Origin of the sequence: Streptomyces sp. NPDC050388 (assembly GCF_040655635.1) — a bacterium.
GTDB lineage: Bacteria > Actinomycetota > Actinomycetes > Streptomycetales > Streptomycetaceae > Streptomyces.
The window spans coordinates 19,151-45,780 of record NZ_JBFAKH010000064.1; the positions used below are offsets into that span (position 1 = coordinate 19,151).

The window sequence follows — 26,630 nt, forward strand, 5'->3', positions numbered from 1 at the left end:
CGCAAGCGGGAGGTACCCCCACTCCGCCGTGAACGGCGGAGTATCCATGGAGGAATCAGATGACGAAGATCGTCAACCACTGGATCGGCGGCAAGACCGCCGAAGGCACGTCGGGCGCGTACGGGCCGGTGACCGACCCGGCGACCGGCGAGGTCACCACGAAGGTCGCGTTCGCCTCCGTGGAGGAGGTGGACGCCGCGGTCGCCGCCGCCAAGGAGGCGTACCTGACCTGGGGTCAGTCCTCCCTGGCCCAGCGGACCTCCGTCCTCTTCGCGTTCCGGGCGCTGCTGGACGCGCACCGCGACGAGATCGCCGAGCTGATCACCGCCGAGCACGGCAAGGTGCACTCCGACGCGCTTGGCGAGGTGGCGCGCGGGCTGGAGATCGTCGACCTGGCCTGCGGGATCAGCGTGCAGCTCAAGGGCGAGCTGTCCACGCAGGTCGCCAGCCGGGTCGACGTCGCCTCGATCCGTCAGCCGCTGGGCGTCGTGGCGGGCATCACCCCGTTCAACTTCCCGGCGATGGTGCCGCTGTGGATGTTCCCGCTGGCCATCGCCTGCGGCAACACCTTCGTGCTGAAGCCGTCGGAGAAGGACCCGTCGGCCGCCGTCCGCCTCGCCGAACTGCTGTCGGAGGCCGGGCTGCCGGACGGCGTCTTCAACGTCGTCCACGGCGACAAGCTCGCCGTCGACCGGCTCCTCGCCCATCCCGACGTCCAGGCCGTCTCCTTCGTCGGCTCCACGCCGATCGCCCGCTACATCCACACCACCGCCTCGGCGAACGGCAAGCGCGTCCAGGCCCTGGGCGGCGCCAAGAACCACATGCTGGTGCTGCCCGACGCCGACCTGGACGCGGCGGCCGACGCCGCCGTCTCCGCCGCCTACGGCTCGGCGGGGGAGCGCTGCATGGCGATCTCCGCGGTCGTCGCCGTCGGCGCGATCGGCGACACCCTGGTGGAGAAGATCCGCGAGCGCGCCGAGAAGATCAAGATCGGTCCCGGCAACGACCCGGCCTCCGAGATGGGCCCGCTGATCACCAAGGCCCACCGCGACAAGGTCGCCTCCTACGTGGCGAACGCGGCGGGCGAGGGCGCCGAGGTCGTCCTGGACGGCACCGGCCACACCGTCGAGGGCCACGAGAACGGCCACTGGATCGGCATCTCCCTGCTGGACAAGGTGCCCACGTCCGCGAAGGCCTACCAGGACGAGATCTTCGGCCCGGTGCTGTGCGTGCTGCGCGCCGAGACGTACGAGGAGGCCCTGGACCTGATCAACGCCTCGCCGTACGGCAACGGCACCGCGATCTTCACCCGGGACGGCGGCGCCGCCCGCCGCTTCCAGCTGGAGGTCGAGGCCGGCATGGTCGGCGTGAACGTCCCGATCCCGGTCCCCGTCGGCTACCACTCCTTCGGCGGCTGGAAGGACTCCCTCTTCGGCGACCACCACATCTACGGCAACGACGGCACGCACTTCTACACCCGCGGCAAGGTCGTCACCACCCGCTGGCCCGACCCCTCCGACGCCCCGACCGGCATCGACCTGGGCTTCCCCCGCAACCACTGACGGCGCGGACCGTCATCCCGGCCGGCCGGGACCGTGCTCACCCCCACGGTCCCGGCCGACCGGGCGCAGTCGCTCCGGGGGCGCGGTCCACTCCCGGCCCCCACCGACGGGACGTACGAACGCGGTCGGACGCGGGCGCTGGTCCCCCCGCCAGGGAGGCACGTACGCCGTGACGTCCTGGAGGATCCCCACGCGTCCGGATCCCGAGTCTTCCACCAGGCTGCCGCGCGGGAGGCTTTCCGTTCCCCGAGGCGGTGCGAGCCAGTCCACGTCCGACTGCCGTCCGGTCACCGCAGCCCGTCCCGGTGGCCACTCCAGTGGTTGAGTTCCCGGAGCCGCTCGCTCAGCGGTCGCCCGCCTCCCTGCGGCGCGGACTCCGGCGGCGACTCGTCCCGGCCTTCCTCGGCCGCGCACACCAGGCCGTTCCTCAGGCAGGCCAGTAACCGCAGCATCAGGCGCCGCTCGTCAGCCGTGAGCGGCTCCCTCCCCCCGCTCACCGCGCCGTTCCGGCTGCCCGCAGAACGGCCGCGAGCCTGCGAGCAGTCTCCAGGTTGCAGCGCCCGAGGTCGATGAGCGGGACGGCATGGCATGCCGCGACCGTGGGAACGTCCAGCGCCAGCGAGGGCAGTACGATCCCGACGTCGGCCAGTGCCGCTCCCAATTCCTCCCGCACGGCCTCCGCCTGCTGAATTCCGTCCATCACCGCTTCGAGTTCCTTGTCCGTCATTCACCTGCTCCGGTCGTTCGTCACGTGTTGCACTCGAAGCATCACGCTGAGCAGATGGCGCGGCCAGGGCCGACGCGTTGCCGCTCCGCGAGGCAGCGGACGCGGTACAAGGGACACAGGGGAGTTGGCCGATGAACGTACGGCCGGAGCAGCACGACAGCAACGAGGACTCCGCGCGGGGCGCGCTCGGCAGCACCCTGCGCTACCTCCGCGAGAAGGCGGGCAAGTCGCTGAGCCAGCTCGCCGAGGACACCAACTACGACAAGAGCTACCTGTACCGGATCGAAGCCGCCGAACGCATCTCCAAGCGACCGGTGATGGAGGACCTGGACACGTACTACGAGACCGGGGACCTGCTGGTTCGGCTGTGGAAGCTGGCGCGGATGGAGGTGTTCAAGGACCAGTACAAGGCGTTCATGCGGCTGGAGGCCACGGCCAACGTGATGCACATGTACACCCCTGGCGTTCCTGGTCTGCTTCAGACGGAGGCGTATGCCAGGGTTGTGCTGTCGCTATGGCAGGCGCAGCCGGATGAAGAGGCATTGGAAGAACAGGTCGTCGCGCGTATCGGGCGTCAGGAGTTACTTCACCGAAAGCCCAAACCTGTCATCCGAGTGATCATCGATGAAGCGGCACTGCGGCGCACTGTGGCCGACCCCAAGATTTGGGACGACCAGTTGCTCCACCTCGTCTACTCGGCAGCCCAGCCCACGATCACCATCCAGGTACTGCCATTCAGCGCGGGGGTTCACCCGCTCAACAGGGGCTCACTCCACCTGTTGTGGCAACCTGACGGAACCTCTGTTGCCTACTTGGAAGGCAACACGTCCGGCGAGCTGCTCGAAGAGCCTGACGATATCCATAAGTTCCGTTTGGCCTACGATCGGGTGCGAGATGTGGCGTTGACGCCACAGGACTCGGTGATGTTCATCGAGCGCGTCCTGGAGGAGCTCCGATCATGAGCCGTACAACCGATCTTGGTGCCGTTAACTGGTGCAAGTCGAGCTACAGCGACGGAGGAGCAGACAACTGCGTCGAGGTTGCCCATGGCCTCCCCGCCGTTGTCCCCGTCCGCGACAGCAAGACCCCGCACGGCCCGGTCCTCCGCTTCCCCGTCAACACCTGGACTGCCTTCCTCAGCAGCCTCAAGGGGCCCGGTTACCCGACTGCCTGATGCGTAGCCGCTGACTCACGGAACACCCCCGAGTCGGCGGGGAAGACGAGAACGCGTCCGACGGGATCCCGCCCGTCTCCGGAATACCCCCGCGTCGGCGGGGAAGACGTCCTGGGAGGCGGCGTCCTGTCCGGGATCGGCGCCCTCCCCGCCGACGCGGGGGTGTTCCGCCGAGGGTGGCGATGGTGAGGACGCCGGTGGCGCCCTCCCCGCCGACGCGGGGGTGTTCCGTCGATGTGCAGCTTCCCGCCATGCTGGGAGTAGCCCTCCCCGCCGACGCGGGGGTGTTCCGGCGCCGGAACTGGACCTGTTCGGCGACTGCTTGCCCTCCCCGCCGACGCGGGGGTGTTCCAGTCACTCGGCCGGTCTTGAAGGGGCCGTCGTCGTCTTCCCCGCCGACGCGGGGTGTTCCGATCCATGCGTCAACCGTACGGGGCCGCCCCGTGTCCTCCCCGCCGACGCGGGGGTGTTCCGCACCCCGATAGCTCCGGCACGCAGCCCAGGCCGGTGTACCGCGTCCGGTGTATGTGGGGGACCCGCGTACGACCGGGGGAGGGGATCGGTATCCCCCTGGGGGCAGCCGGAGGGTGTGGCGACCCCCTTTAGGGTTCAGGCATGGACTTCCGAGTGACCCAGCTACGGGCCCGTCTGCGCGGGGGCGGGCGTGGCGGTGGACGGCGGCCTCGACGGACCCTGGCCGCCGCGGCCGCCGTCGTCGTGCTCGCCGGGGCCGGTACGTGGACCGCCGTCGCCTCCGAGGACCCGGCGCCCGCGGTCAGCCGGACCGACCGGATCGCGAGTACGGCCGACGGGGTGCGCATCGACACCTCGTACTTCACCGCCGGCCCGGACGGCCGCCGCCCCGCCGTGCTGCTCGGGCACGGCTTCGGCGGCAGCAAGGACGACGTACGGCAGCAGGCCGAGGAACTCGCGCGCGAGGGGTACGCGGTACTGACCTGGTCCGCGCGCAGCTTCGGTAAGTCCACCGGGAAGATCGGGCTGAACGACCCGAAGGGCGAGGTCGCCGACGTCTCCCGGCTCATCGACTGGCTCGCCGAGCAGCCCGAGGTGCAGCTGGACGAGGACGGCGACCCGCGCCTGGGCATGGCCGGCGCCTCCTACGGCGGCGCCATCGCGCTGCTCACCGCCGGGCACGACGACCGGGTGGACGCCCTCGCCCCCGCGATCACCTACTTCGACCTCGCCGAAGCGCTGTTCCCGAACGGCGTGTTCAAGAAGCTGTGGGCGGGCGTCTTCGTCAACACCGGCGGCGGCTGCGAGAAGTTCGAACCCGCGCTGTGCCGGATGTACGAGCGGGTCGCCGAGTCCGGCACCCCGGACGCCGAGGCCGTCGCGCTCCTGAAGGAGCGGTCCCCGTCCGCCGTCGCCGACCGCATCGACGTACCGACGCTGCTGATGCAGGGCCAGAACGACTCCCTGTTCCCGCTCGGCCACGCCGACGCCGCCGCGAAGGCGATCCGGGCGGGCGGCGCCCCGGTCGCCGTCGACTGGATCGCCGGCGGGCACGACGGCGGTGAACCGGAGGCGGACCGGGTCCGCACCCGCACCCTGGCCTGGTTCGACCGGTACCTGAAGGACGACACGAGCGCCGACACCGGCCCCGCCTTCCGCGTCACCCGCACCGGGGGCGTCGACTCCACCAATGGGCGGGCCGTGCTGAGCGGCGCGAGCGCGGACCGCTCCCCGGGCCTGACCGGCGGCGGCAGGTCCTTCCCCCTCACCGGAGGCGAGCAGAGCTTCGCCAACCCGGCCGGCGCCAACCCGCCCGCCGTCTCCGCCCTGCCCGGCCTCGGCGGCGCCGGCGGCCTCTCCCAGCTGTCCTCGCTCGGCGTCGGCGTCTCCCTGGACTTCCCCGGCCAGCACGCCCGCTTCGAGTCGGCCCCGGTCACCGGCGACCTGCGGATCACCGGATCGCCGACGGCCACCGTGCACGTGAGGTCGACCGGCGACGACGCCGTCCTCTTCGGGAAGGTGTACGACGTCGGCCCGGACGGACGGCAGCAGGTGCTGCCGTCCCAGCTGGTCGCCCCGGTGCGCGTCGAGGACGCCAAGGCCGGCAAGGACGTGACCGTCACGTTCCCGACCGTCGACCACGAGGTCCGGCAGGGCCACCGCCTGCGTCTCGTCCTCGCCTCCACCGACCTCGGCTACGCCTCACCCGTCGCCCCGGCGACGTACACCGTCTCCCTCAAGAGCGACCTCACCGTGCCCACCGCGCCCGGGGTGACCACCGCGGCGGCCCCGCTGCCCGCGTGGGTGTGGTGGCTGCCGCTCGCCGGAGCCGTGACCGCCCTCGTCCTGGTGCTCACCGGCCGCCGCCGCACGGCCGCCGCGCCCCCCGACCCCGAACTCGCGGACGTGCCCCTGCAGATCACGGACCTGAGCAAGCGCTACGCCCGCTCCGCCGAGCGGTACGCCGTGCGGAACCTGTCCTTCCGCGTGGAGCAGGGCCAGGTCCTCGGCCTGCTCGGGCCGAACGGCGCGGGCAAGACCACCACCCTGCGCATGCTGATGGGCCTGATCACACCCGACGGCGGCGAGATCCGCGTCTTCGGTCACGCCATCCGCCCCGGCGCCCCGGTGCTCTCCCGGGTCGGCGCCTTCGTCGAGGGCGCGGGCTTCCTGCCGCACCTGTCCGGCCGGGAGAACCTGGAGCTGTACTGGCGGGCCACCGGACGCCCGCCCGAGGACGCCCACCTGGACGAGGCCCTGGAGATCGCGGGCCTCGGCGAGGCCCTCGCCCGTGCGGTGCGCACCTACTCCCAGGGCATGCGCCAGCGCCTCGCCATCGCCCAGGCCATGCTCGGCCTGCCCGACCTGCTCATCCTGGACGAACCGACCAACGGGCTGGACCCGCCGCAGATCCGCGAGATGCGCGAGGTGATGATCCGGTACGCGGCCGCGGGCCGCACGGTGATCGTCTCCAGCCATCTACTGTCGGAGGTCGAGCAGTCCTGCACCCACCTCGTCGTCATGGACCGCGGCGGGCTGGTCCAGGCCGGGCCGGTGCGGGAGATCGTCGGCTCCGGCGACACCCTGCTCGTGGACACCGGGTCCCCCGTGGACGAGCCGCTCGTCGAGAAGGTGGCCGCCCTGCCGGGCGTCGCCTCGGCGGTCCGCGTCGACGACGGGCTGCTGGTCCGCCTCGACGCCGACGGCACCGCCGCCCGCCTGGTCACCGAACTGGTCCGGCTGGACGTGCCGGTGGAGTCGGTGGGCCCGCACCGCCGCCTCGAAGACGCCTTCCTCACGATGATCGGAGGTTCCGCATGAGCACGCTCGCCGAGCGGACCGGGCCCACCGGACCCGAAGCGCCGGCCGGGCCCGTGGAGGTGGCCGACGGCTACCGCGCGGGGCGCACGCTGCCGCTGCGGGTCGAGCTGGTCCGGCAGCTGAAGCGCCGCCGCACGCTCGTCATGGGCGCGATCCTCGCCGCCCTGCCGTTCGTTCTGGTCGTCGCCTTCGCGATCGGTGGTGAGCCGGAGGGCCGGCAGGGCCGGATCACCCTGATGGACACGGCCACCGCCTCCGGCGCCAACTTCGCCGCCGTGAACCTGTTCGTCTCGGCGGGCTTCCTGCTGGTCATCCCGGTCGCCCTGTTCTGCGGGGACACGGTCGCCTCGGAGGCCGGCTGGTCCTCGTTGCGCTATCTGCTCGCCGCGCCGGTGCCGCGCATGCGGCTGCTGTGGTCCAAGCTCGTCGTCGGACTGGGACTCAGCCTCGCCGCGATGGTGCTGCTGCCGGTCGTCGCGCTCGCCGTCGGCACCGCCGCCTACGGCTGGGGCCCGCTGCGGATCCCCACCGGAGGCTCGCTGGACCCCGCGACGGCGGCGCAGCGGCTCGTGGTGGTCGTGGCGTACATCTTCGTGTCCCAGCTGGTCACCGCCGGGCTCGCGTTCTGGCTGTCGACGCGCACCGACGCCCCGCTGGGCGCGGTCGGCGGCGCCGTCGGACTGACCATCGTCGGCAACGTCCTCGACGCGGTGACCGCCCTCGGCGACTGGCGGAACTTCCTGCCCGCGCACTGGCAGTTCGCCTGGGCGGACGCCGTCCAGCCGGACCCGGAGTGGTCCGGCATGATCCAGGGCACCGCGGTCTCGGTGACGTACGCGTTCGTGCTGTTCGCGCTGGCCTTCCGCGGTTTCGCCCGCAAGGACGTGGTGTCGTAGTCGCGCACGCCCCAAGTGGGCCGAGTGGGCCAAGCGGGTGAATCTGCGCAACCGATTCCCGTGCGTCGGGTTGATGAAGCAGAAGGACTTGCGACGCCACGAGAAAGGAAAGCGCTGTGCTGCTCCGTCCGCGGTACACCGGGATCTTCCGCAGGCATCCCCGACGGTGAGCATGCCGTGGTGTCCACGTACCAGCCTCCCGGCTCCGCCGTGGCCGGCCCCGCGCGTCGATCTCCGTGTCGAGGCCGCCGGCTTTCCCACTTCTTTCGAGCAGGAAGACGAACGACATTGCGACAGACCCTGAGCAAGGGAGTGTTCGCGGCGGCCGCCGCGACGGGCATTCTCTCTCTGTACGGCGCCCCCGCCTTCGCCGACGCGTACGCGGAGGGGGCCGCCACGGACTCCCCCGGTGTGGCCTCCGGGAACAACGTCCAGGTGCCGGTGGAGGTGCCGGTGAACGTGTGCGGCAACACCGTCGGTGCGGTCTCCGTGCTCAATGAGGCGTCCGACAACCTGTGCGCCAACACCTCGCACCAGGCCGGCCCCCGGTCCGAGCACGCCGATTACAAGGCCGAGGAGAAGTCCGGGCCCCGGTCCGCGCAGCGGTCCTCCGCCGAGCGCTCGTACGGTGGCCACGACGGTCACGGCGGCGGTGGCGCGCGCGCGGAGGGGGTCGCCAAGGACTCTCCCGGTGTGGCGTCCGGAAACCTCGTCCAGGTGCCGGTGCACGCTCCGGTGAACGTGTGCGGCAACAACGTCGACGTGATCGGTGCGTTCAACGAGGCGTCCGACAACGACTGCCGCAACACCTCGCACGGCGGCCGCGGCGGCGACGGCGCGTACGCGGAGGGGGTCGCCAAGGGCTCTCCCGGTGTGCTGTCCGGGAACCTCGTCCAGGTGCCCCTCGGCCTGCCGCTGAACGTGTGCGGCAACAACGTCGGCCTGGTCGGGCTGTTCAACGAGGCGTCCGACAACGACTGCCGCAACGAGCAGGGCCGGTCGCCCGAGCCCGAGCAGCGCACCGAGCGCGAGACGCCTTCGACGCCGCCCACGCGTACGCACACCCCGCCTCCCACGCACGTCGTCGACACGCCGTCGCAGGACGTGGAGGAGCCCGGTGCGCCGCCGCACCTGGCCGAGACCGGCAGTGACGGCATGGTGGCGGCCTCGGCCGCCGGTGCCACCCTGCTCGTGGGCGGGGCGTTGCTGTACCGCCGCGGTCGCGCCGCCCTCCGCCGGTAGCGGTTCCCGGGTGCCGGGCCCCGTCGGCCCGGCACCGCGCGGCTTCCCGGGGCTCTGAGCCCGGGCGGGCCCCCGGACGGGCCCGGGCCACCGTACGAGGTGGCCCGGGCCGGTCCGGGGGCTCAGTGCTGTACGGAAAGGGTTTCCCGTCAGAGGCTCACCGGCGTCGGCGAATCGGCCCGGCCGACGGCCGACGGGACCGGGACCCTTCCCCGCGCGGGAGTGGACCTGAGCCGGCGGCGCACCCCTTGGACGAGTGCCGCCGCCGTGTACGTCGCGCCCTGGACGAAGCGCATGGACGGGCCGAAGCCGGACGCCGTCGTCAGGCCCGCGAAGAACAGACCGGGATGGGAGGACTCGAAGCCCCGTCCGATCGCCGGGGAACCGTCGGGCAGGGCCGCCAGCGTCCCGCGCAGCTCGGCGGAGAGCATGCCGAGCCGCTCGCGGTGCACCCGGAACCCCGTCGCGGCGATGACGTGTTCGGTCCCGAGGGAGCGGGACTCACCCGCGCGGTTCACCAGGTCCAGCCGTACGCCGCCCGGCACCGCGCTGGCCTCCGTGACCTCGTGGCCCGGCAGCAGTTCCACCGCGCGCTCCACCCGGTCCCGCACCCACCAGGCGCCCGCCGGACCCAGCGCCGTGGCCGCGATGTGCGACCGGGTCTGCTGCGGCAGCCGCCGGAAGAGGCCGGGGCGCTCGGAGTAGAACCAGTTCCGCCAGCCGGGGCCGAGACCGCTGTGCGGGGAGCGGACCGACTGCCACCAGGGACGTTCCCAGGCCGGCGGCACGTCGTTCCAGTGCACCCGGTCCGCCCGCGCCAGCACCCGCACGCGCGTGCCCTGTTCGGCGAGGAGGGCCGCGGTCTCCAGGGCCGCCTGACCGCCGCCGAGCACCGTGACGTCCTTGCCGCGGAACTGGTCGAGGTCGCTGTGATGGCTGCTGTGCGTCACCAGTGAGGGGTGCAGTCCGCGCAGGGCCTGCGGCACCTCGATGAACGGCATCACACCGACCGCCAGCGCCACCGTCCGCGCGTGCAGCGCCTCCCCGTCGTCGGTGACCACCGTGAAGCCGGCGGGGCCGGACGCCACCCGGGACACCATGCGCTCGTCGATCTCCGGAACGGCATGGCGGGCGAACCACAGGCCGTACTCCGCGAACGCCGTCACCGGGATCGGCTCCGCGTGACGTGCCGTCAGGCCGTGCTCCGCGCAGTAGGCGGCCAGGGTCCACTCCCCGTCCGGATCCGAGAGGTTGGACGCCCACGGCTCCGACTTCAGGAACATGCCGGCGGGCATGTTGTCCCGCCAGGACGCCATGGGCCGGCCGAACACGCGCAGGTTCAGCCCGGCGGCCGCGGCGTGGGACGCGATCGACAGACCGTACGGTCCGGCGCCCACCACCAGAAGGTCGTACATCATCAACTGCTCGCTTTCTCGTTGTCGTTCGGGGAGGGCGAGGCCGCCCGGGGGATCAGGGGTGCTGCCGGTGCCACCGCCGCACCGGGGCCCAGCCGCTCGCGCAGCCGGCCGGACACGTGACGGGCCCACAGGGCCCACATCGCCCGTCCGGGTCCGCGGTCGTCCCGGGCGTGCCAGGCCAGTTCGCGTCCGCCCGGCGCCGTGCGCAGCGCGGCGAACGGCGCGTAGTTCTCCACCACGAACGTCCGTCCGGCCACCGGCTCGCCGGCCGGCGGGCGACGGCCCGTCAGGTCCATGTGGAGGGCGCGTACGACGTCCAGTCCGGCGCTGTCCTCGAAGAGCCGGAACTGGGCGCCGGGGCGCGGGTTGAAGTCGAGCAGGTGGTACCGGCCCGTCGCGTGGCAGCGGCGGAAGTCGAGGTCGAAGACGCCGCGGTAGCCCAGTTCGCCGGCGAGCCGCTCGGCCAGGGCCTGTACCTGGGTGTTGGGCGTCCAGCAGCCCACCGCCGTCAGCCCCGCGCCGCGCGGCCAGGACAGTTGCTTCCGGCCCGGCCCGCCCGTGCGCACGGCGCCCGAGTGGTCGGCGTAGCCGTGGAAGAACCAGTCCCGGTCCGGCCCCGGCGGCAGGTAGGCCTGCAACAGGAGCGGGCTGCCCGCCTCTTCGGTGCGCCGGTACAGCTCCCGGGCCTGCTCCGCGGACCGCACCAGCCGGGTGCTGCGCAGTCCGCTGCCGGCCGGCAGCAGCCAGGGTCGGCTCCACTTCGCCACCAGGGGCAGCCCGAGCCGCCACGCGTCCTCGGTGGCCCGCTGGGGGCTGTCCGGGACGAGCGTGACCGGGTGCGGAACGTCCGCGGACGCGCACACGGCGGCCAGCTCCGCCTTGTCGGCGACGCGTTCGGGCAGCGTGCCGGGCATCTCGGGCAGCAGGTAGGAGGGTGCCAGGACGTCCCGCAGGCGTCCGGCGGCGATCGCGCTCGCGTCGTCCATCGGGACCAGGACGGCGGGACGTGCGACCCGGTCGGCCACGCGGCGCAGCACGGCGAGGATGTCGTCCGTGGACGCGCCGGGCGCCGGCGGTGGGTGCAGCCGCCGGACATAACGTGAGCGGTGAACGGGACTTCCGGACTCGTCAGCGACGACGTGCACCTCCACTCCCGCCCTGCCGAGCGAACGCACGGCTCCCAGCGTTCCGTGATGGAAGGGATTCCGGTCGATCCGCAGAATGACGGCGGGGACGCGGGTGTCGAGCAGCGGCACGCATTCCTCCTTCTTTCGATTTCTTTCGAGTTCTGCAGGGTTCTTCGGGTTTCTTTTCGATCGGCTCGCCCGCACGAGGGAGCGCGGCACTCGGAAGCCGCATGTCAGTGGCGTCACGGGATTTCCTGTGACTGACTTTCGTATGACTGTTCGTCAATAAAGAGTCCAGAAACTGAAGGTCGAACGAGAGCGAAGAGAGGAGCCGGTATGGCCCCACAGCACGAGCGTGTCCGGGTTCGCGGGCCGGTCGTGGGCGCGGTGGCGATCGCGGTGTCGGCCGCCCTGGCGTTCGGTCTCATGGCGGGCACGGGGGTGCAGGTGGCGGGCGACGACTCCCGCGCTCCGGGGCCGGGCCCGGCGGCGCCCGCCGAGGCGTCCCCGAGCACGGGGCCGTCCCGTCCGGTACCGGAAGGGAAGTTCCCGCCCTTCGGCGCCTTCCTCGCCTCCGACGCCCGTGGTGTGGCCCGTATGGAACAGTTCAGCCGCTGGCTGGGCGGTGCCGAGCTCCGCGTCGGCCACACCTACCTGCCCGGCAACCACTGGAGCGACATCGCGGGCGACGTCGACTTCCTCAAGGAGTGGGCGCACTGGCGCAACGAGAAGGACGACCGGATGCTCGTCCTCAACGTGCCCATGCAGGAGCGCAACGAGGAGGGCGTCTCCGACGAGGAGGTCCGGCAGTTGCTGCGGCGGGGCGCGGCCGGAGAGTTCGACCACCACTTCCGGGCCCTGGCCGAGCGGCTGGTCCGGCTGAAGGTGCCGGACACGATCCTCGTGCTCGGCTGGGAGATGAACGGCGCCACGTACACCCATCGGTGCGGGCCGGACCCGGAGGCCTGGAAGAAGTACTGGAACAGGATCGTCACCGCCATGCGGGCGGTGCCGGGCCAGAAGTTCCGGTTCGACTTCACGCCGAGCCGCGGCCGGGACTCCGTTCCCTGGACGCGGTGCTACCCCGGGGACGGAACGGTCGACATCCTCGGCATGGACTCCTACGACCAGCCGGCCGGAATGCCGTTCGACGAACAGGTGGAGGAGCCGTACGGACTTCAGGACCACGTGGATTTCGCGAAAGCCCACGGCAAGCCCATCTCCTATCCCGAATGGGGGCTTTTCCGCAGCGGCGACAATCCCGAGTACATGCGCCGCATGCTCGCGTGGATGGACGAGCACCGGCCGCTGTACAACACGGTGACCGACTACTGCCCGCACGGTGTGTGGCAGTGCGGCGACAACCCGGAATCGTCCCGCGTCTACCGGACGACGATGTTCGGCCGCACCGGCACGGCGACCCCGGCGCCCACTCCCACGCCCACGCCCGCTCCCCCACTCCCGCCCACCGCGCCGAAGCCGCCGACGAGCTGTACGCCGCTGGACCTGGGCGACTGGGTGGAGCACTGGCTCGGCGGGAAGCTCTGCTTCCGCTTCGACTGGTGGTCCCGCATGGGTTAGCGCCACCGCCGGCCCGGCCGGGTACACCGCGGTCACCGCTTCTTGCGCGCGTCGGCGGCGGTGGCCGGGCCGGGCACCGAGGCGGCCGGGATGTTCTCGGTGTTCTTGGCGTCCTTGGAGTTCCTGGCGTTCTGGCCGTTGCGCCGCGGCCGGGCCAGCAGGGCCAGCGAGCCCAGCAGGCCGCCCGCGCTCGCCCCCACCAGGGTGGTCACCGCGGGCGACGCGGACGTCGGCTCGTTCGGCTTCACCGCACGCGAGAACTGCACGAGCCGGACCTGGGTGCTGCCTTTGGTGTGGTCCGCGTGCCGGATCAGCGCGCGGGAGACCGCGTTGGCCATGTCGACGGCGAGGCCGGGCTTCGCCGAGGTGGCCGAGACGGCGACCATCGGCGCGTCCGGCGAGGTCGCCGTACGCACGCTGTCCCGCAGGGTCCGCACCGGAACACCCGCCCACACCTGGGCGTCCCCGAGCACCGCGAGCTGCGTGGCCACCCGTCCGTACGCCTGGGCGAAGCCCCGGGCGGACTCCGGGGTGGACTTCGCGGTCGGTACGGCGACGACGTAGCTGGTGGCCGTGTAGGTCGTGGGGGTGAGCATGCCGTACGCGCCGCCGGTCAGGCCGCCGACGAGAGTGCCGCCGACCACGAGTACGGACCAGGTCGGCAGCCTCCTGAGACGGTCCGGGAACAGGCGGTGCCGACGGGCCGGAGTGTCGGTCATGACGTGCTGGCTCCGAGGGGTGAGAGGGATGAAGGGGATGAAGGGGAGCGGGAGACGGCTGCCGCGTACACGTCCATGAGGCGGGCCGTGCTGCGGGTGATGCTGTAGCGCCGAGCGGCCTCGGGGGCCGTGCGCGGCCCGGGGCCCGCCGTGCGGACCTCGGCGATCGCGCACGCGTACTCCTCGGGGCCCCCGAGCACCTGCCGGGCACCGGCGGCCGCCGGCGCCGCGTCCTCGATCGCCGGACAGGACGCGTAGAGCACGGGCAGGCCCGACGCCAGCGCCTCCACGGCGGCCAGGCCGAACGACTCCTCCGCGGACGGGGAGGCGAGCAGGTCCATCGCCGACAGGAGCGAGGGCAGGTCGGGGCCCGGCGAGCCGTCCAGGCCGTAGGGACGTTCGCCGGTGAACAGGACGCGGTCGGCCACGCCGGCCTCGCCGGCCGTGCGGCGCAGGAGGTGTTCTTCGGGGCCGCCGCCCACCAGCAGCAGCCAGTGGTCGTCCGGGAGCCGGGTGAGGGCGCGGACGAGGACGTCGAACCGCTTGCCCGGGGCGAGCCGGCCGACGCCGCCGACGACGAACGCGCCCTCCGGCAGACCGAGGCTCCGCCGGGTGTGCGCGCGCCGCTCCGGGTCGAAGCGGAAGCGGTCCAGGTCGATGCCGTTCGGGACGACCTCGATACGGGGAGCGGGCACGCCCCACCGCCGCAGCCGGTCGGCCACCGCCGGGGAGACGGCGACCGTCGCCGACCCGAGCCGCTCGCTGCCGAGGTACAGCGCCCGCACCCCCGCGGTCAGCCTGCGGCCCTCCATCTGCGTGTCGCCCAGGGAGTGTTCGGTGGCGACGACCGCGCGGACCCCGGCCAGCCGCGCGGCGAGCCGGCCGTAGACGCAGGCCCGGTACAGGTGCGTGTGGACCAGGTCGTAGCCGCCGGCCCGGATGAACCGGACCAGCCGGGGGAGCGCGGCCAGATCACGGTTGCCGCCCATGCCGAGATGCACGACGCGGACCCCGTCGGCGGTGAGTCCCTCGGCGACGGCACCCGGGTTGGTGAGCGTCACGACGTCGCAGCCGACGGGCAGATGACGCAGCAGCAGACGCAGCTGCTGCTCGGCCCCGCCGACACCGAGACCGGTGATGATGTGCAGAGCCCTCATCTCACAGACCCTCCACCGGACGCCGGCGCCACCGGTGCAGACGGTGCTTCAGGTACAGGCGCCAGGTCGTGTCGTTCTGGCCGATGTGCACGCGCGGCAGGGCGTGCGGGCCGGTCAGCGCGCCGGGATCGATGGCACAGGCGTAGGCGTATCCCGCTTTCCGCACCGCCTGGACGGCGCGGGCGTCGACCGTGCCGTACGGGTAGCAGAAGCCGTCGGGCCGGGTGCCCGTCAGCTCCGCCAGCCGCGCGCGGCTCTCGGTGACCTCGGCCTCGAGGGTGGGCCCGTCCGCCCGGGTGAGGTCGACGTGGGTCAGCCCGTGCGAGCCGATCTCCACCCCCTCGGCCGCCGCGTGCCGGATGCCGTCCGCGGTCAGCAGCGGCTTGCGCGGGCCGAGCGGGTCCCAGGCGTTGTCGCCGCCGAGCCGTCCGGGCAGCACGAACAGGGTGGCGCCGCAGTCCCAGCGGCGCAGCAGCGGAAGGGCCTCGGTGACGAAGTCGGTGTACCCGTCGTCGAAGGTGAGCCCGACCAGGCGCCGGCCCTCGCCCCGGGCGCGGGCGGCGAGCAGGTCGGCCACGGACACGCCGCGCAGCCCGCGCCGGCGCAGCCAGGCCAGTTGCTCCTCGAGCCGTTCGGGCGTGACCGTGATGCGGTACGGGTCGTCGGAGCAGTCACCCACCGAGTGGTACATCGCCACCCACGGGACGGGGCCCGGGGGCGCGGCGGGAAGCCTGCCGGTGCCGACGGAATCGACAGAGCCGGCCGAACCAGTGGAGCCGGCCGAACCAGCGGAGCCGGCCGAACCGGCGGAGCCAACGGAATCAACGGAAACGGTCATGAGTGAGCTTTCGGGTGATGGTGCGTACGGAGCGCACCGCGGATGCGGAGCCCTGGACGCCCAGGGCCAGGGAGAGCGCGACGAAGACGGCGGTCACGGTGAGGCAGCCGGCCGCGAGGCCCGCCACGGGGGAGTCGACCCGGCTCGCGGCGAACGCACCGGCGACGGTGGCGCCGGCCGAGGTGAGCACCGGCCGGCTCAACTCGGCCAGCACCTGACGGACACGGAGACGGACACCGCCGGCGCCGCCGCGCCGGGCCGTCCGCAGACCGGCCAGCAGCAGGGCGGCCGTGACGGTGATGCCGACGGCGTTGGCGGCGGCGATCCCCGCCACTCCCCAGGGGCGCACGGCGACGGCGCCGATCAACGACGTCGCGGCGATGCCCACGCCCATCACCGCGAGGGGGTACCAGCTGGGCCGGCCCGCCGAGAAGTACGAGCGGATCAGCGTGCCCACCAGGGTCTGCCCCAGCAGCCCGAGGGCGTACACCCGCATGACGTCGGAGGTCGCCGCGGTGTCGCTCGCGGTGAACGCGCCGCGCTGGAAGAGCAGTTCGATCATCTGCGGGGCACAGGCGATCACCGCGCACATGCCCAGCAGCACCACGCAGGAGGACAGCACCAGATCCCGCTCCACGCGGTCGCGGGCCCGTTCGGTGTCACCGTCGGCGAGCGCCCGCGCCACCACGGGGAAGGTGACCGTGCACACCATCAGCGACAGGGTCATCGGGATCTGGGCGACCTTCTGAGCGTAGTTCAGGTGCGAGATGGCCCCGGCCGGCAGGGAGGAGGCGAGGAAGCGTTCGACCAGGACCTGCGACTGGCGGCACAGGGCGAACAGGAGGACGGCGGCGATCAGGGCGAGCCGCACCGGCCGTTCCTCGCCGCCGGCCTGCGTCCCGCCGACCGCCGGCGCGCGTGATGCCAGTTGCCGCCACAGCGACGGCAGTTGCACCGCCACCATCAGGCAGCCGCCCACCGCGACCCCGACCGCCGCGGCACGCACGCCCCACTCACCGCCGAGCAGGAACATCGCGGCGATGATGCCCGTGTTGTACGCGATGTAGATCGCCCCGGGCGCGAAGAACCGGCGGTGGGCCCGCAGGGCGGCGCTGCAGTACCCGGCGAGCCCGAAGGCCAGCAGGCTGATCGCGGTGAGCCGGGTGCAGTCGACGGCGAGCCGGGGGTCGGGCAGGCCGGGCGCCAGCACCTCGACCAGGAAGGGAGCCGTCCCGGCGACCAGCGCGGCGACCGCGGCGAAGGCGAGGCACAGGCGCGGCAGGGTGGCGGCGACCAGCTCGCGGACCGGATCGCCCGGGACGCCCCGGGCGCGACGGGCCAACGCCATGCTGAACGCCGGGATCAGCGCGATCGCCAGCCCGTCCTCGATCAGCAGCGTGGCGGCCAGCTCGGGCACGGTCCACGCGACCAGGAAGGCGTCCGTGTCGCTCCCGGCACCGAACAGCCGCGCCAGCGACTGGTCGCGCACCAGGCCGAGCAGGGAGCCGCCGATGGACAGCGCCGCCGTGACGAGCGTGGCCCTGGCGAGGAACTTCCGGGAGGCCGAGGGCGACGACGGGTCGGTTCCGTCCCCGACCGGGGGCGCGGCACGCGCCGCGGGGACGGTCGAGGCCCGGTCGGTTCCGCGTCCGGGAGTCTGTGAAGGCACCACCGTCATCGCGCCGCGGCCTCCTCGAGGCTTTCTTGCGGGCCGCCCCTCGGCACGAGGCGCCCCCGCTCACCGTCGCCCAGCGCCCACCACGCGGCGAGCCCCAGGGCCAGGGCGGTCAGCACCGTCGAGGGGCCGCCGATGTCTCCGTACACGTAGTCGGTCAGCAGCCAGACCAGCAGCCCGCAGGCGACGAGCCCGCAGTCCGGTCCCGGTCCGCGACGACGGACGCGCAGCAGCCCGCGCAGCCCGAGCACGAGCAGCGCCAGCCAGCTTCCGGCGAGGGTGAGCAGCCCGATCAGGCCCTGCTCGCTCAGCACCAGCAGGTACATGCTGTGCGGCGAGAGCAGCGCCTGCTTGTGGTAATCCGACCCCGCGCCCGCGATGTCGCTGCCCGAGGACAGCGCCAGGGTGGCGTGCCCGTCGCGGTGCTCGGGAAAGCCCTTCAGGCCGACACCGGTCAGCGGGTGCTCGCGCCACATGTCGCCGGCGGACGCCCACAGGGCGTACCGGTCCACCACGGACTGGTCGGGGTCGTCGGCGACCTGCGTGATGCTGTCGATCCGCTCGGTCAGCTGCGTCGTGCCGACGCCGAACCCGCCCATCAGGACCACCCCCGCGGCGGCCACGGCCGCGGCCGCCTTCAGCGCGCGCCGCAGCCCGGCGAGCGCCAGCTGCACGGCGCACGCCAGGACGGTCGCGATCCAGGCGCCCCGGCTGAAGGAGAGCGCGAGCGGCAGCAGCAGCGCGAGCGCGCAGCCGGTGGCCGCCGCCCGTTGCCGTACCGGCGCCCGGCCCAGCGCGATCCCCACCGCGCACACCAGACCGAGGGCGACCGCCGACGCCATGCCCATCACGTCCTGCGCCCCGAAGGTGCCGACCGCGCGGATCGGCTCACCCTGGTAGGAGGCGCCGGTCCCGGTGGCGTACTGGTGCACGCCGATGGCCCCCTGCCACAGCGCGAGCCCCACGAACGACCAGGCCAGCACCCGGAAGTCGGCCCGGCCGCGGAGCAGCGTCAGCACGGCCGCCGGGACGAGCACGAAGACCTGCAGATAGCGGCCGAAGCCGGTGAGCGAGGCCTCGGGCGAGGACGCCCCCATGGCGGACAGCGCGAGCCCCACGACCGGCAGGCCCAGCACCACCGCGGCGGCGGGCGACAGCGGGCGCCGCCGCTCGCGCAGCAGACGGATCACGCAGTACACCACCAGCAGCCCCGAGACCACGTCGGCGGGCCCCGCCCCTTCGTACGTCAGGGGCAGGGCCAGGAGCGCGAACACCGCCACCAGGGGCAGGACCGGCGCGAACGCGGAGGCCCGGCGTGGCAGGGGTGCGAGAGCAAGGCTCACGTCGGTCAGCTCCCCGTCGGGCGTACCAGCGACGCCGCGGTGCGCAGCAGGATGCAGACGTCCTGCCACAGCGACCAGTCGTCGATGTAGGCGCAGTCGAACCGGGAGCGGTCCTCGATCGAGGTGTCGCCGCGCAGCCCGTGGACCTGGGCGAGGCCGGTGATCCCGGTCCGCATGCGGTGGCGGGCCGCGTAGCCCTGGTGGGTGTGCGAGAACTGCGCGACGAAGTAGGGGCGTTCGGGACGCGGTCCGACCAGGCTCATGTCGCCCCGGAGCACGTTCCACAGCTGGAGCAGCTCGTCGAGCGAGGTGCGCCGCAGCATCCGGCAGAACCGGCGCATCTCGTTCTCGTCGGCCACGCTCCACCGGGTCGCCGACTCGTGCTCGTCGGCGGGGCGGTAGGTGCGGAACTTCAGCAGGGTGAACGGCTTTCCGTTCCGGCCGATGCGCTCCTGCCGGAACACCACGCCCGGCCCGTCGCTGATCCGCAGGACCGCCGCGCACATCAGCAGCAGCGGGCCGACCAGGACCAGCAGCGTCCCCGACACGAGGATGTCGAGCAGCCGTTTGCCCACGCTGTCGCGGCGCACCGGGGACAGGTCCAGCCGTCGGCAGGCGAACCCGGCCAGCCGCTGCCGCGCCGTGTACGAGGGAGGGTCGGCGTCGAGCTCCCAGATCACGCAGCCCGACTCGGCCAGGGTGCGCAGCAGCGGCCCCTGTTCGGCGCGGACCGAGGGATGAACGGCCAGCACGGCCCGCACCCCGTTCTGGATGACCGCACGCTCGACCTCCTCACCGGTCCGCAGCACCGGGACGCCCTCGGCGTCGTCCGACTGCTCGGCGACGACCCCCACCGGCCGTACGCCGCACCGCGGGTGACGCAGCACGGCGGCGGCCACGCGCTGCGCGGTCGCCGCCGGGCCGATGACGAGTGCGGCGCGCGGGTGGCGCAGCAGTGCGGCGCGGCGCCGTCCGTGCACGGCCGCGCGCAGCGCACAGGCCGCCGCCGTCTGCACGGCGAGGCCGGTCAGCACGGTGCCGACGGACAGCGCGTGCTCCGGCCGGTACGCCGCCCACAGTGCGGCGGGTGCCAGCCAGGCCACGGCGATACGGCCGCACACGGCGGGCAGTTCGTCCAGCAGCCCCGGCACCGGCGGCCGGCCGTCGCGCGGGCGCAGCAGCAGCGACGCGGCGACCAGCATGAGGACCAGCGACGGGTGACGCTGGGCACCGGTGAGGGCCAGCGTGCCCAACAGGGCGGCGGCACCGTCCGCGAGGAACAGCGGCACCGGGGAGGGGGGCCGGGCCGGGGGCCGCCTGGCAGGGGACCGCACCCCGGTGGCGGGGCCGCGCGGCGGCACGACGGAGACGGTTGAGGGGCCGTGCTCCCCCAGCGGTACGCCGGGGGAGGGCACGGTGCGTTCGGCAGTCACGAGCGGATGGGCTCCCTGTGCTTGGTGGGCTCGACGCGTTGTGTCGTCCGGTTCGCCCCGGCGCCGCAGCCCGCGTCGAGCGGCTGTCCGGGTCTGGCGGGATGGGCCTCGCCGCGCTCGACGGTCCCGGACGGACGCGTCCTTTTCCTGGCGGGCCATGTGCCGAGCAGGTCGCGGTAGACGTCCGCGACCTGCTCGGCGGTGTGCCGTACGTCGTGGCGGGTCAGCACGTGCCGACGGCCCCGGTCGCCGAGGGACTCGCGCAGCGGCGGGTCGAGCAGCAGCTCGGACAGGGCCTCGGCCAGCGCCGCCGGGTTCTCCGGCGGGACCAGGCACCGGGCGGCGAAGGAGGAGGGCAGGCTCTCGCGGGCGCCGTCGACGTCGGTGACCACCACGGGGCGCCCGCAGGCCATCGCCTCCAGCGGGGCCAGGGCCATGCCCTCCCAGCGGGAGGGCAGGACGACGAGATCGGCGGCCTGGTACCAGGGCGAGGCGTCGGGCACGGCTCCCGCGAACAGCACGGACGGCGGGGCGGCTTCGCGCAGCCGGTCGCGGTCCGGGCCGTCGCCGACCAGGACCAGCCGGGCGTCCGGCACCCTGCGCACGACGGTGTCCCAGGCCCGCAGCAGGACGTCCTGCCCCTTCTGCCGGCACAGTCGCCCCACGCAGACCGCGAGCGGCGCCGCCGGGTGCAGTCCGACGAGCGGTGCGAGCCCGGCCCGTACGGTGTCGGCGCCGGCCGGGTGGAAGTGCTCGGGGTCGATGCCGTTGGGGACGACGGTCCACCGGCCGGCGATTCCGGCGTGCACCCCGGTCGCCCGTTCCGCCTCGCTCACACACACCACCCGCGCGGCCCAACGCGCCCCCCAGCGCTCCCACTTGAGGGCGAGGGCACCGGTCCGCCCGCCCACCGCCTCGAACGACCAGGCGTGCGGCTGGAAGACCGTCGGGATCCGTCCGCGCACCGCGAGCCGCCCGGCGAGCCCGGCCTTCGCGCTGTGCGCGTGCACCAGATCGGGGCGCACCTCGTCGATGAGCCGCGCGAGGTGTCGTACCTCCCGTACGAGCGACGGACCCGGCGAGCGCGTCGCCCGCCAGTTCCGTACCTGCGCGCCGAGCAACCGCAGTTGGGTGGTGAGGGCGCTCTCGGGGCAGACCGCGGTGACGTCCAGGCCGTCCGCCAGCTGGGTGCGGACCAGGTCCGTCACGACGCGCGCGACCCCGCCCTCCACCGGCTGGGTGAGGTGCAGTACCCGCGGCCGACGGACGGGGGGAGACAGCTTCATGTGCACGGTTTCCTCACTGGCGAAGGCGCTCGGGACGGGGGACGGCGCGTTCACGGCCGCGCGTCGGCGGCGAGGAAGAACACGCCGGCCCACGCCGCGTTCCGCTCGGACCTGAGCCGGAGGGTCGCCCGGTCACCGGCGTGCAGCAGGCCCCGGCCGAGAGTGAACACGTCGGAGTCGTAGCCGAGGGTGTTGGCGTGCGCCGGCACCCGTGCCGGGACAGCCCGCCCGGGCCCGCTGATGGTGGAGTTCAGGACGTCGTCGGCGGGGTTGGCGGCGTCGGCGAGGACGACGGTGGAGGCGGGCGCGCCGGTGGTCAGCGTGAGCGAGTCGCCGGTGGTGCCGCGGTCGCCGTTGTACGCCACCATCCCCACCTCGCCCTCCGCACCCGCGGGGAGGGCGAGGCGGCTCAGCCCGATCTCCGCCCCGCCGGTGGACGCCAGCGGTGTGAAGCCGTCCCAGAGCGAGAGGTGCCGCAGCGGTTCCGCCGGATTCTCGTACGCCACCACCAGCGTCCAGCCGCCCCACGCGCCGGTCGTCGACCGGCCGGAGGCCACGTTGACATCCGCCACGGTGTACAGACCCGACCCGCTGTCCCGCACCAGCGAGGTCACGTCCGCCGAGGCCTGGAAGGCGTCCGCGCCGTCCGCCACCCGGTGTCCGACGACCGTGTCGGCGAGGAGCTCCTTGTACTCCCCGCCGGGTTCGGCGATCAGGACCCGTCCGTTGGCCTCCCACGGCTTCTGCTCGCCCACGAGCAGGTTGCCGCCCCAGTAGAGGCGTGCGTAGGTCACCCGGGAGCCCGGGGGCAGCCGGACCTCCGCGCGGGAGGAGTTGTAGGTGTTCGGGTCGCGGTCGACGTCGACGTAGAACATGTCGAAGTCGCCGTTCACCCCGTGCGCGCCCGTCTGCACGTCCGCGCACGCCGGGTGGCTCGCGCGGCAGGTGGCCGAGGAGTTGGCGGCGCGCACGATGCCGCCGTGCTGGAGTGCGCGGTACCGCTGCACGAACGCGAGGCTGCTCGCCTCCGGCGCGGGCGGTGCGGTCGGCGCGGCGGCCGAGGGCCCGCAGGGGGCCCACGCCGTGACCAGGGTGAGGACGCCCACCGTCGCATGACGAAGCAACTGGCCCAGGGAATGACGCATGACCGGCGAAGCCTTTCGGGAAGGTGGCGGTGACAGGTAGCGCGAAGAGCGCGGTGCGTCCGCCCAAGGGGTACGTCCGGAGGGTCGCAACTCTAGCCACCTAACGGACAAAATCCCTGAAACTCGTTCAAGTAAGACAAGTGTGTTGGAATCGTGAAGCCCCTTCTCGGCGGGCGACGCCCACGGGATGTCGGGCCGCCGCGGGGCCCGGGGTTCGAACGCCCGATCTGTGGCCCCATCAGGCAGGACGGGGCGATGGGGTGAGAGGGGGCACCGAAGGGCTCATGCCCGGTTGCGGGACGCCGGGGGCGCTCTCACGGTGGGCTCAAGATCCGAGGTCCGTGGAAAGGAACTCCCATGCGCGCTCTGCCTGCACGGCGCATCGCATTCGGCGCACTGTGGGCCGTCCTCCTGGTCGGGACCGCCGGCCCCACCGCCCTGGCCGCCGACTCGGACGGCGGGCGCAGCCAGGTGGCGTCGCCCGACATGCCGCTCGTGCAGATCAGGAACTCCGACGTGCGCAGGGGCGAACTCACCCCGGTCGTCGACCTGCTGACCGCCGTGACCCGGGCGGACGACGGCCGGCTGTCCGCGGCCGGGACGAGGACACTGGGCAAGGCCGCGAAGGACGCGCTGAAGGAGGCCGAAGCAAGGCAACAGGCCACCAGGGCCGTGCCGTTCGCCTCGGCCCCCGCGCCGGGCGTACTGCTGCCCATGGCCGAGCCCGATCCCACGGGCGACGCGCTGGACGCCCTGTGGGACGCCGTCGACCGCCTCCTGGACCTGCTCCTCCCCGGTGACGACGCGATCAGCGACGCAACCGAAGAGGAGGTCGCCGACGAGGAAACCACCGGCGCGAACACCGATGCGAACACCGACGTGGTCGACGAGGCCACCGAGGAGATCGACGAGATCTTGGGCGAGAGCGCGGACGGGGCCGATGACGCAGTCGATGACGCGGACGCCCCGACGCTTTCATGGCTCGACGACCTGCTGACCGAGATGGGGAAGCTCATCGACGAGCTGTCCGCCGGCGACCCGCAGGTGTCGGTCGTGACCACGCAGGCGACGCCGTCCACCACGACGTCCTCCGGCGTGACGTCGTCGAGCATCACGCTGTTGACGCCCTCGCCTTCGGTCCCGGCCACCACATCGCCTGCGATCACGCTGCCTGCGACCACTCCGCCGTCGCCGGCGGTGGTGCTGTCGGCTGATTGATCTCATATGAGGACTCGTCAATCCGTGGTCCCCCGGTTTCCGGTCCGGCCGGGGATCGTTAGGCACGGCGACAGAAACCCTCCGGCGACCCGCGTTGCCGAAGAAAGGAACACGATGAAGTCCCTGAAGGCTGCCGCCGTCCTTGCCGGGTCCTTGATCGCCGCCGCCATGGCCGCGCCTGCGTCCGCCCAGGAGCTCGACCTGGCGTCCACCGGCCTCGACACCGGCCTGAACACGCGTACCGCGGTCCCCTTCGAACTGATGCCGCTGCACGACGAGTCGAAGGACGGGGAGCAGGACACCTCGGTGTTCGGCACGGCGCACGAGGCCGCGGCCGTGGTGAACGAGGCCAAGCCGGTCCACGGCGACCTGGGGCTCTACGCCTGAGGCATGCCATACGAGAGTCGGCCCCCGGTGGAGACCGGGGGCCGACTCTCGTATGCCCGCCCTCCCCGTGTACGCGCGGGGGACGCGGGTTTTTGGCGTTCATGCCGAGAGCCCCGGCGCTCGGGGCGCCGGGGCTCTCGGGTCACGACGACGGATGTCAGTAGCCGTATCCCTTGTGCTGCTTCTTGTGACTGTTGTTCACGCAGGTGTTGCCGACGGCCGAGTTGAGGAGGCCGATCCCGTCGACGGTGTTTCCGCACACGTTGACCGGTACGTGGATCGGGGCCTGGACCACATTGCCGGACAGGACACCGGACGAGCCGACCGCCGCGCCCTGGGCGCCGGCGCCCGCCGTGGCGATACCGGCCCCGCCGAGCATCACGGCGCCCGTGCTGAGAGCGACGGTGGCCGCCTTCGCGATGCGAGACATCACGTTCTCCTTAATTGATCAGGTGAGCGCGGCAGCATGACGCGCGGCCGCACGCCCCGCTCAACGCGGCGATCTCACCCTGGTCACGGCGATCGTCCTGGGATCACCCGTTAGAAAAGGGACTTCGCCGGACGAGTGGGGTTTTCGGTGGCGGAGGCTGGCTGTCCGGCGTCTCGGGCGCGCTCAGGCGGAGGGCGGCCGACGCCGGGTTCGACCGTCCGGGGTGTGTGGCGACGCCGCATCCGGCATCTCCACGAGAAACTTACGCATTTCGGCGTTTCGACTACTCAAAGCCGCAAAACCTCACTTACGTTAACTCCTGACAGTGACCAACCCGGCACGGGTTGTGTCCACTCGAGAAACGGAGAGGTAATGCGCAAGTACCAGAAGGCCGCTGTCGTCATGGCCATGCTCGGCAGCGTCGGCTTCCTCGGTGCCGGTGTCAGCCACGCCGGTGGCGAGCCCGAGTTCAAGCTGAACAACAAGCAGTCCATCGACTGCTCCGTGGACAACTCCACGAAGGGCCTCGTCAACGTCGACGACGTCAACGTGTCCCTCAAGCTGCTGGGCATCAACAAGCAGGAGGCCAACGACGTCAACGCCCCGGCCTGCTCCACCAACTTCAAGCTCGGCGGCAAGCACTGATCACCGTCAAGTGATCCAGGTGGGTCTCGGGGTTCGAAATCACGTGTTCGAGCCCCGGGCCCGCCCGGCCGGTGTGGCCGGTCCAGTCGTCCGGAACGGCTTTGCCGCTCAGCGGCGGCGGGTTGACCGTCAAGGAAACAGGTAGATGTTCAAGTCGAGGAAGATCGCGGCGGTGGCGGGAGTCCTGGGAGGCTTCGCCCTGATCGGTGCCGGTGCCGTCCAGGCCGTCGGCGCCGAGGGTCCGGGCGACTGCGTCAAGGACAGCCAGGGCAACGTTCGCTGCGAGCAGGTGAGGCGGTATCAGCTCCCGCCCGACCGGAGTGGAAAGGTCCGTTTCGTCAACGAGTCGACGATGACCTGCTCGGGCTCGGCGGGCCGGCCCTCCTGCGTGGACAGCGTCGTCGTCGGTGGCGGGAAGTCCTGACGCCTCCGCCGGCGAGGCGTGGTGAACCCCCTTTCGGAAAAAAGTGAGATTCGGCGTTTCGCCTACCAATCGCCGCAAAACGTCACCTAGGTTGGTGGCCGTCAGTGACACGGTCAACGCAGATCGTGTCCAGATGAATGGAGAAGTAATGCGCAAGTACCAGAAGGCCGCTGTCGTCATGGCCATGCTCGGCAGTGTCGGCTTCCTCGGCGCCGGTGTCAGCCACGCCGGTGGCGAGCCCGAGTTCGAGCTGAACAACAAGCAGTCCATCGACTGCTCCGTGGACAACTCCACCAGGGGCCTCATCAACGTCGAGGACGTCAACCTCGGGGTCACCATCCTGGGCTTCAACAGCCAGGAGGCCAACGACGTCAACGCCCCGGCCTGCTCCACCAACTTCCTCCTCGGCGGCAAGTGATCACTGCTAGGTGATCCGGGCAGGTCCCGGGGCTCGGATCAGGTGGTTGAGCCCCGGGACCTGCCCCGTTCGTCGACCGGTGTGGCCGGTCCAGGCATCAGGAACGACTCCGCCGTTCGGCCACGGGGTCGACCGTCAAGGAAACAGGTAGATGTTCAAGTCGAAGAAGATCGCGGCGGTGGCGGGAGTCCTGGGAGGCTTCGCCCTGATCGGTGCCGGTGCCGTCCAGGCCGTCGGCGCCGAGGGCCCGGGCGACTGCGTCAAGGACAGCCAGGGCAACGTTCGTTGTGCGCAGGTGGCCAAGTACGAGGTCACGTCGGAAGAGTACGGAAAGATTCACGTCGTCAACGACTCGTCGCAGACCTGCTCCGGTGGGGGCAAGGCGTCCTGCACGAGCAGCTTCGTCATCCCGGGCAAGAAGTCCTGAGGTCCCGTACCGCGGAGACGCCCGTACAGCGGAGAGTGGCCGGAACCCGGTACCGGGTTCCGGC

At 72.4% G+C, this 26,630-nt stretch carries 26 protein-coding genes; 13 read left to right on the forward strand and 13 right to left on the reverse strand.

The features are described from left to right. Nucleotides 1–59: 59 nt before the first annotated feature. Nucleotides 60–1,562 (forward strand): CoA-acylating methylmalonate-semialdehyde dehydrogenase, encoded by a 1,503-nt coding sequence (gene mmsA, locus AB0I73_RS29630; RefSeq protein ID WP_363042421.1) that lies wholly within the window; start codon nt 60–62, stop codon nt 1,560–1,562. A gap of 287 nt (nt 1,563–1,849) precedes the next feature. Here the strand turns inward: mmsA and AB0I73_RS29635 are convergent, their stop codons facing one another. Both AB0I73_RS29635 and AB0I73_RS29640 read right to left on the reverse strand, forming a co-directional pair. Further along, complete coding sequence (locus AB0I73_RS29635) at nt 1,850–2,059, reverse strand: hypothetical protein (protein WP_363042423.1); 210 nt, start codon at nt 2,057–2,059, stop codon at nt 1,850–1,852. Then, complete coding sequence (locus AB0I73_RS29640; protein ID WP_363042425.1) at nt 2,056–2,289, reverse strand: hypothetical protein; 234 nt, start codon at nt 2,287–2,289, stop codon at nt 2,056–2,058. Before AB0I73_RS29640 ends, AB0I73_RS29635 begins: the two co-directional genes overlap by 4 nt. Nucleotides 2,290–2,420: 131 nt before the next feature. Here AB0I73_RS29640 and AB0I73_RS29645 point away from each other — a divergent pair, with 131 nt between their 5' ends. The 5 genes from AB0I73_RS29645 (at nt 2,421) to AB0I73_RS29665 (ending at nt 8,895) form a co-directional block, all read left to right on the forward strand. Next, entirely contained in the window at nt 2,421–3,251 is an 831-nt protein-coding gene (locus AB0I73_RS29645; RefSeq protein ID WP_363042427.1) for a helix-turn-helix transcriptional regulator, read from the forward strand. Continuing rightward, nucleotides 3,248–3,463, forward strand: a complete 216-nt coding sequence (locus tag AB0I73_RS29650; RefSeq protein WP_363042429.1) for a DUF397 domain-containing protein — start codon at nt 3,248–3,250, stop codon at nt 3,461–3,463. The genes AB0I73_RS29645 and AB0I73_RS29650 overlap by 4 nt, the downstream gene beginning before the upstream one ends. Nucleotides 3,464–4,078: 615 nt before the next feature. Continuing rightward, nucleotides 4,079–6,757 (forward strand): alpha/beta fold hydrolase, encoded by a 2,679-nt coding sequence (locus AB0I73_RS29655; protein WP_363042431.1) that lies wholly within the window; start codon nt 4,079–4,081, stop codon nt 6,755–6,757. Further along, entirely contained in the window at nt 6,754–7,653 is a 900-nt protein-coding gene (locus tag AB0I73_RS29660) for an ABC transporter permease (protein ID WP_363042433.1), read from the forward strand. The genes AB0I73_RS29655 and AB0I73_RS29660 overlap by 4 nt, the downstream gene beginning before the upstream one ends. 288 nt (nt 7,654–7,941) lie before the next feature. Then, nucleotides 7,942–8,895 carry a chaplin family protein gene (locus AB0I73_RS29665; protein WP_363042435.1) on the forward strand — a complete coding sequence of 318 codons (954 nt, stop codon included), beginning with the start codon at nt 7,942–7,944 and terminating at the stop codon, nt 8,893–8,895. A gap of 149 nt (nt 8,896–9,044) precedes the next feature. Here the strand turns inward: AB0I73_RS29665 and AB0I73_RS29670 are convergent, their stop codons facing one another. Further along, nucleotides 9,045–10,310 (reverse strand): SidA/IucD/PvdA family monooxygenase, encoded by a 1,266-nt coding sequence (locus AB0I73_RS29670; protein ID WP_363042471.1) that lies wholly within the window; start codon nt 10,308–10,310, stop codon nt 9,045–9,047. A 2-nt stretch (nt 10,311–10,312) separates the two neighbouring features. Beyond that, the gene (locus tag AB0I73_RS29675) at nt 10,313–11,569 is read right to left on the reverse strand and encodes an ATP-grasp domain-containing protein (RefSeq protein ID WP_363042437.1); all 1,257 of its coding nucleotides are present in this window, start codon (nt 11,567–11,569) and stop codon (nt 10,313–10,315) included. A 207-nt stretch (nt 11,570–11,776) separates the two neighbouring features. Between AB0I73_RS29675 and AB0I73_RS29680 the strand changes: the two genes are divergently transcribed. Beyond that, entirely contained in the window at nt 11,777–13,021 is a 1,245-nt protein-coding gene (locus tag AB0I73_RS29680; RefSeq protein WP_363042439.1) for a glycosyl hydrolase, read from the forward strand. Nucleotides 13,022–13,053: 32 nt separating this feature from the next. Here AB0I73_RS29680 and AB0I73_RS29685 read toward each other — a convergent pair whose 3' ends face one another. The 8 genes from AB0I73_RS29685 to AB0I73_RS29720 all read right to left on the reverse strand — a co-directional run bounded on the left by AB0I73_RS29685 (nt 13,054) and on the right by AB0I73_RS29720 (nt 22,617). Next, complete coding sequence (locus AB0I73_RS29685) at nt 13,054–13,740, reverse strand: lipopolysaccharide biosynthesis protein (RefSeq protein WP_363042441.1); 687 nt, start codon at nt 13,738–13,740, stop codon at nt 13,054–13,056. Continuing rightward, nucleotides 13,737–14,897 carry a glycosyltransferase gene (locus tag AB0I73_RS29690; RefSeq protein ID WP_363042443.1) on the reverse strand — a complete coding sequence of 387 codons (1,161 nt, stop codon included), beginning with the start codon at nt 14,895–14,897 and terminating at the stop codon, nt 13,737–13,739. Before AB0I73_RS29690 ends, AB0I73_RS29685 begins: the two co-directional genes overlap by 4 nt. Before the next feature lies 1 nt (nt 14,898). After that, nucleotides 14,899–15,588, reverse strand: a complete 690-nt coding sequence (locus AB0I73_RS29695; RefSeq protein WP_363042473.1) for a polysaccharide deacetylase family protein — start codon at nt 15,586–15,588, stop codon at nt 14,899–14,901. Nucleotides 15,589–15,718: 130 nt separating this feature from the next. After that, nucleotides 15,719–17,413 carry a lipid II flippase MurJ gene (locus AB0I73_RS29700; protein ID WP_363042445.1) on the reverse strand — a complete coding sequence of 565 codons (1,695 nt, stop codon included), beginning with the start codon at nt 17,411–17,413 and terminating at the stop codon, nt 15,719–15,721. Beyond that, nucleotides 17,410–18,753, reverse strand: a complete 1,344-nt coding sequence (locus AB0I73_RS29705; RefSeq protein ID WP_363042447.1) for an O-antigen ligase family protein — start codon at nt 18,751–18,753, stop codon at nt 17,410–17,412. The genes AB0I73_RS29700 and AB0I73_RS29705 overlap by 4 nt, the downstream gene beginning before the upstream one ends. 5 nt (nt 18,754–18,758) lie before the next feature. Then, nucleotides 18,759–20,186 (reverse strand): exopolysaccharide biosynthesis polyprenyl glycosylphosphotransferase, encoded by a 1,428-nt coding sequence (locus AB0I73_RS29710; RefSeq protein ID WP_363042449.1) that lies wholly within the window; start codon nt 20,184–20,186, stop codon nt 18,759–18,761. Continuing rightward, nucleotides 20,183–21,472, reverse strand: a complete 1,290-nt coding sequence (locus tag AB0I73_RS29715; RefSeq protein WP_363042451.1) for a glycosyltransferase — start codon at nt 21,470–21,472, stop codon at nt 20,183–20,185. Before AB0I73_RS29715 ends, AB0I73_RS29710 begins: the two co-directional genes overlap by 4 nt. Nucleotides 21,473–21,522: 50 nt before the next feature. Next, nucleotides 21,523–22,617 carry a DUF3344 domain-containing protein gene (locus AB0I73_RS29720; RefSeq protein WP_363042453.1) on the reverse strand — a complete coding sequence of 365 codons (1,095 nt, stop codon included), beginning with the start codon at nt 22,615–22,617 and terminating at the stop codon, nt 21,523–21,525. Nucleotides 22,618–22,974: 357 nt separating this feature from the next. Between AB0I73_RS29720 and AB0I73_RS29725 the strand changes: the two genes are divergently transcribed. Together AB0I73_RS29725 and AB0I73_RS29730 are read left to right on the forward strand one after the other, a co-directional pair. Beyond that, the gene (locus AB0I73_RS29725; RefSeq protein ID WP_363042455.1) at nt 22,975–23,835 is read left to right on the forward strand and encodes a hypothetical protein; all 861 of its coding nucleotides are present in this window, start codon (nt 22,975–22,977) and stop codon (nt 23,833–23,835) included. A gap of 114 nt (nt 23,836–23,949) precedes the next feature. Next, the gene (locus AB0I73_RS29730) at nt 23,950–24,222 is read left to right on the forward strand and encodes a hypothetical protein (RefSeq protein ID WP_363042457.1); all 273 of its coding nucleotides are present in this window, start codon (nt 23,950–23,952) and stop codon (nt 24,220–24,222) included. A gap of 157 nt (nt 24,223–24,379) precedes the next feature. On the opposite strand, the gene AB0I73_RS29735 is transcribed toward AB0I73_RS29730, so the two are convergent. Further along, the gene (locus AB0I73_RS29735; RefSeq protein ID WP_363042459.1) at nt 24,380–24,652 is read right to left on the reverse strand and encodes a chaplin; all 273 of its coding nucleotides are present in this window, start codon (nt 24,650–24,652) and stop codon (nt 24,380–24,382) included. A gap of 372 nt (nt 24,653–25,024) precedes the next feature. Here AB0I73_RS29735 and AB0I73_RS29740 point away from each other — a divergent pair, with 372 nt between their 5' ends. The 4 genes from AB0I73_RS29740 (at nt 25,025) to AB0I73_RS29755 (ending at nt 26,566) form a co-directional block, all read left to right on the forward strand. Then, on the forward strand, nt 25,025–25,297 hold the full coding sequence (locus AB0I73_RS29740; protein ID WP_363042461.1) for a hypothetical protein: 273 nt from the start codon (nt 25,025–25,027) through the stop codon (nt 25,295–25,297). 145 nt (nt 25,298–25,442) lie between these two features. After that, nucleotides 25,443–25,721, forward strand: coding sequence for a hypothetical protein (locus tag AB0I73_RS29745; protein ID WP_363042463.1), 279 nt, complete (start codon nt 25,443–25,445; stop codon nt 25,719–25,721). Between the two features lie 148 nt (nt 25,722–25,869). Continuing rightward, a complete protein-coding gene (locus tag AB0I73_RS29750) occupies nt 25,870–26,139 on the forward strand; it encodes a hypothetical protein (RefSeq protein WP_363042475.1) in 270 nt (89 codons plus the stop codon). 151 nt (nt 26,140–26,290) lie between these two features. After that, on the forward strand, nt 26,291–26,566 hold the full coding sequence (locus AB0I73_RS29755; RefSeq protein WP_363042465.1) for a hypothetical protein: 276 nt from the start codon (nt 26,291–26,293) through the stop codon (nt 26,564–26,566). The last annotated feature ends 64 nt before the right edge of the window (nt 26,567–26,630 follow it).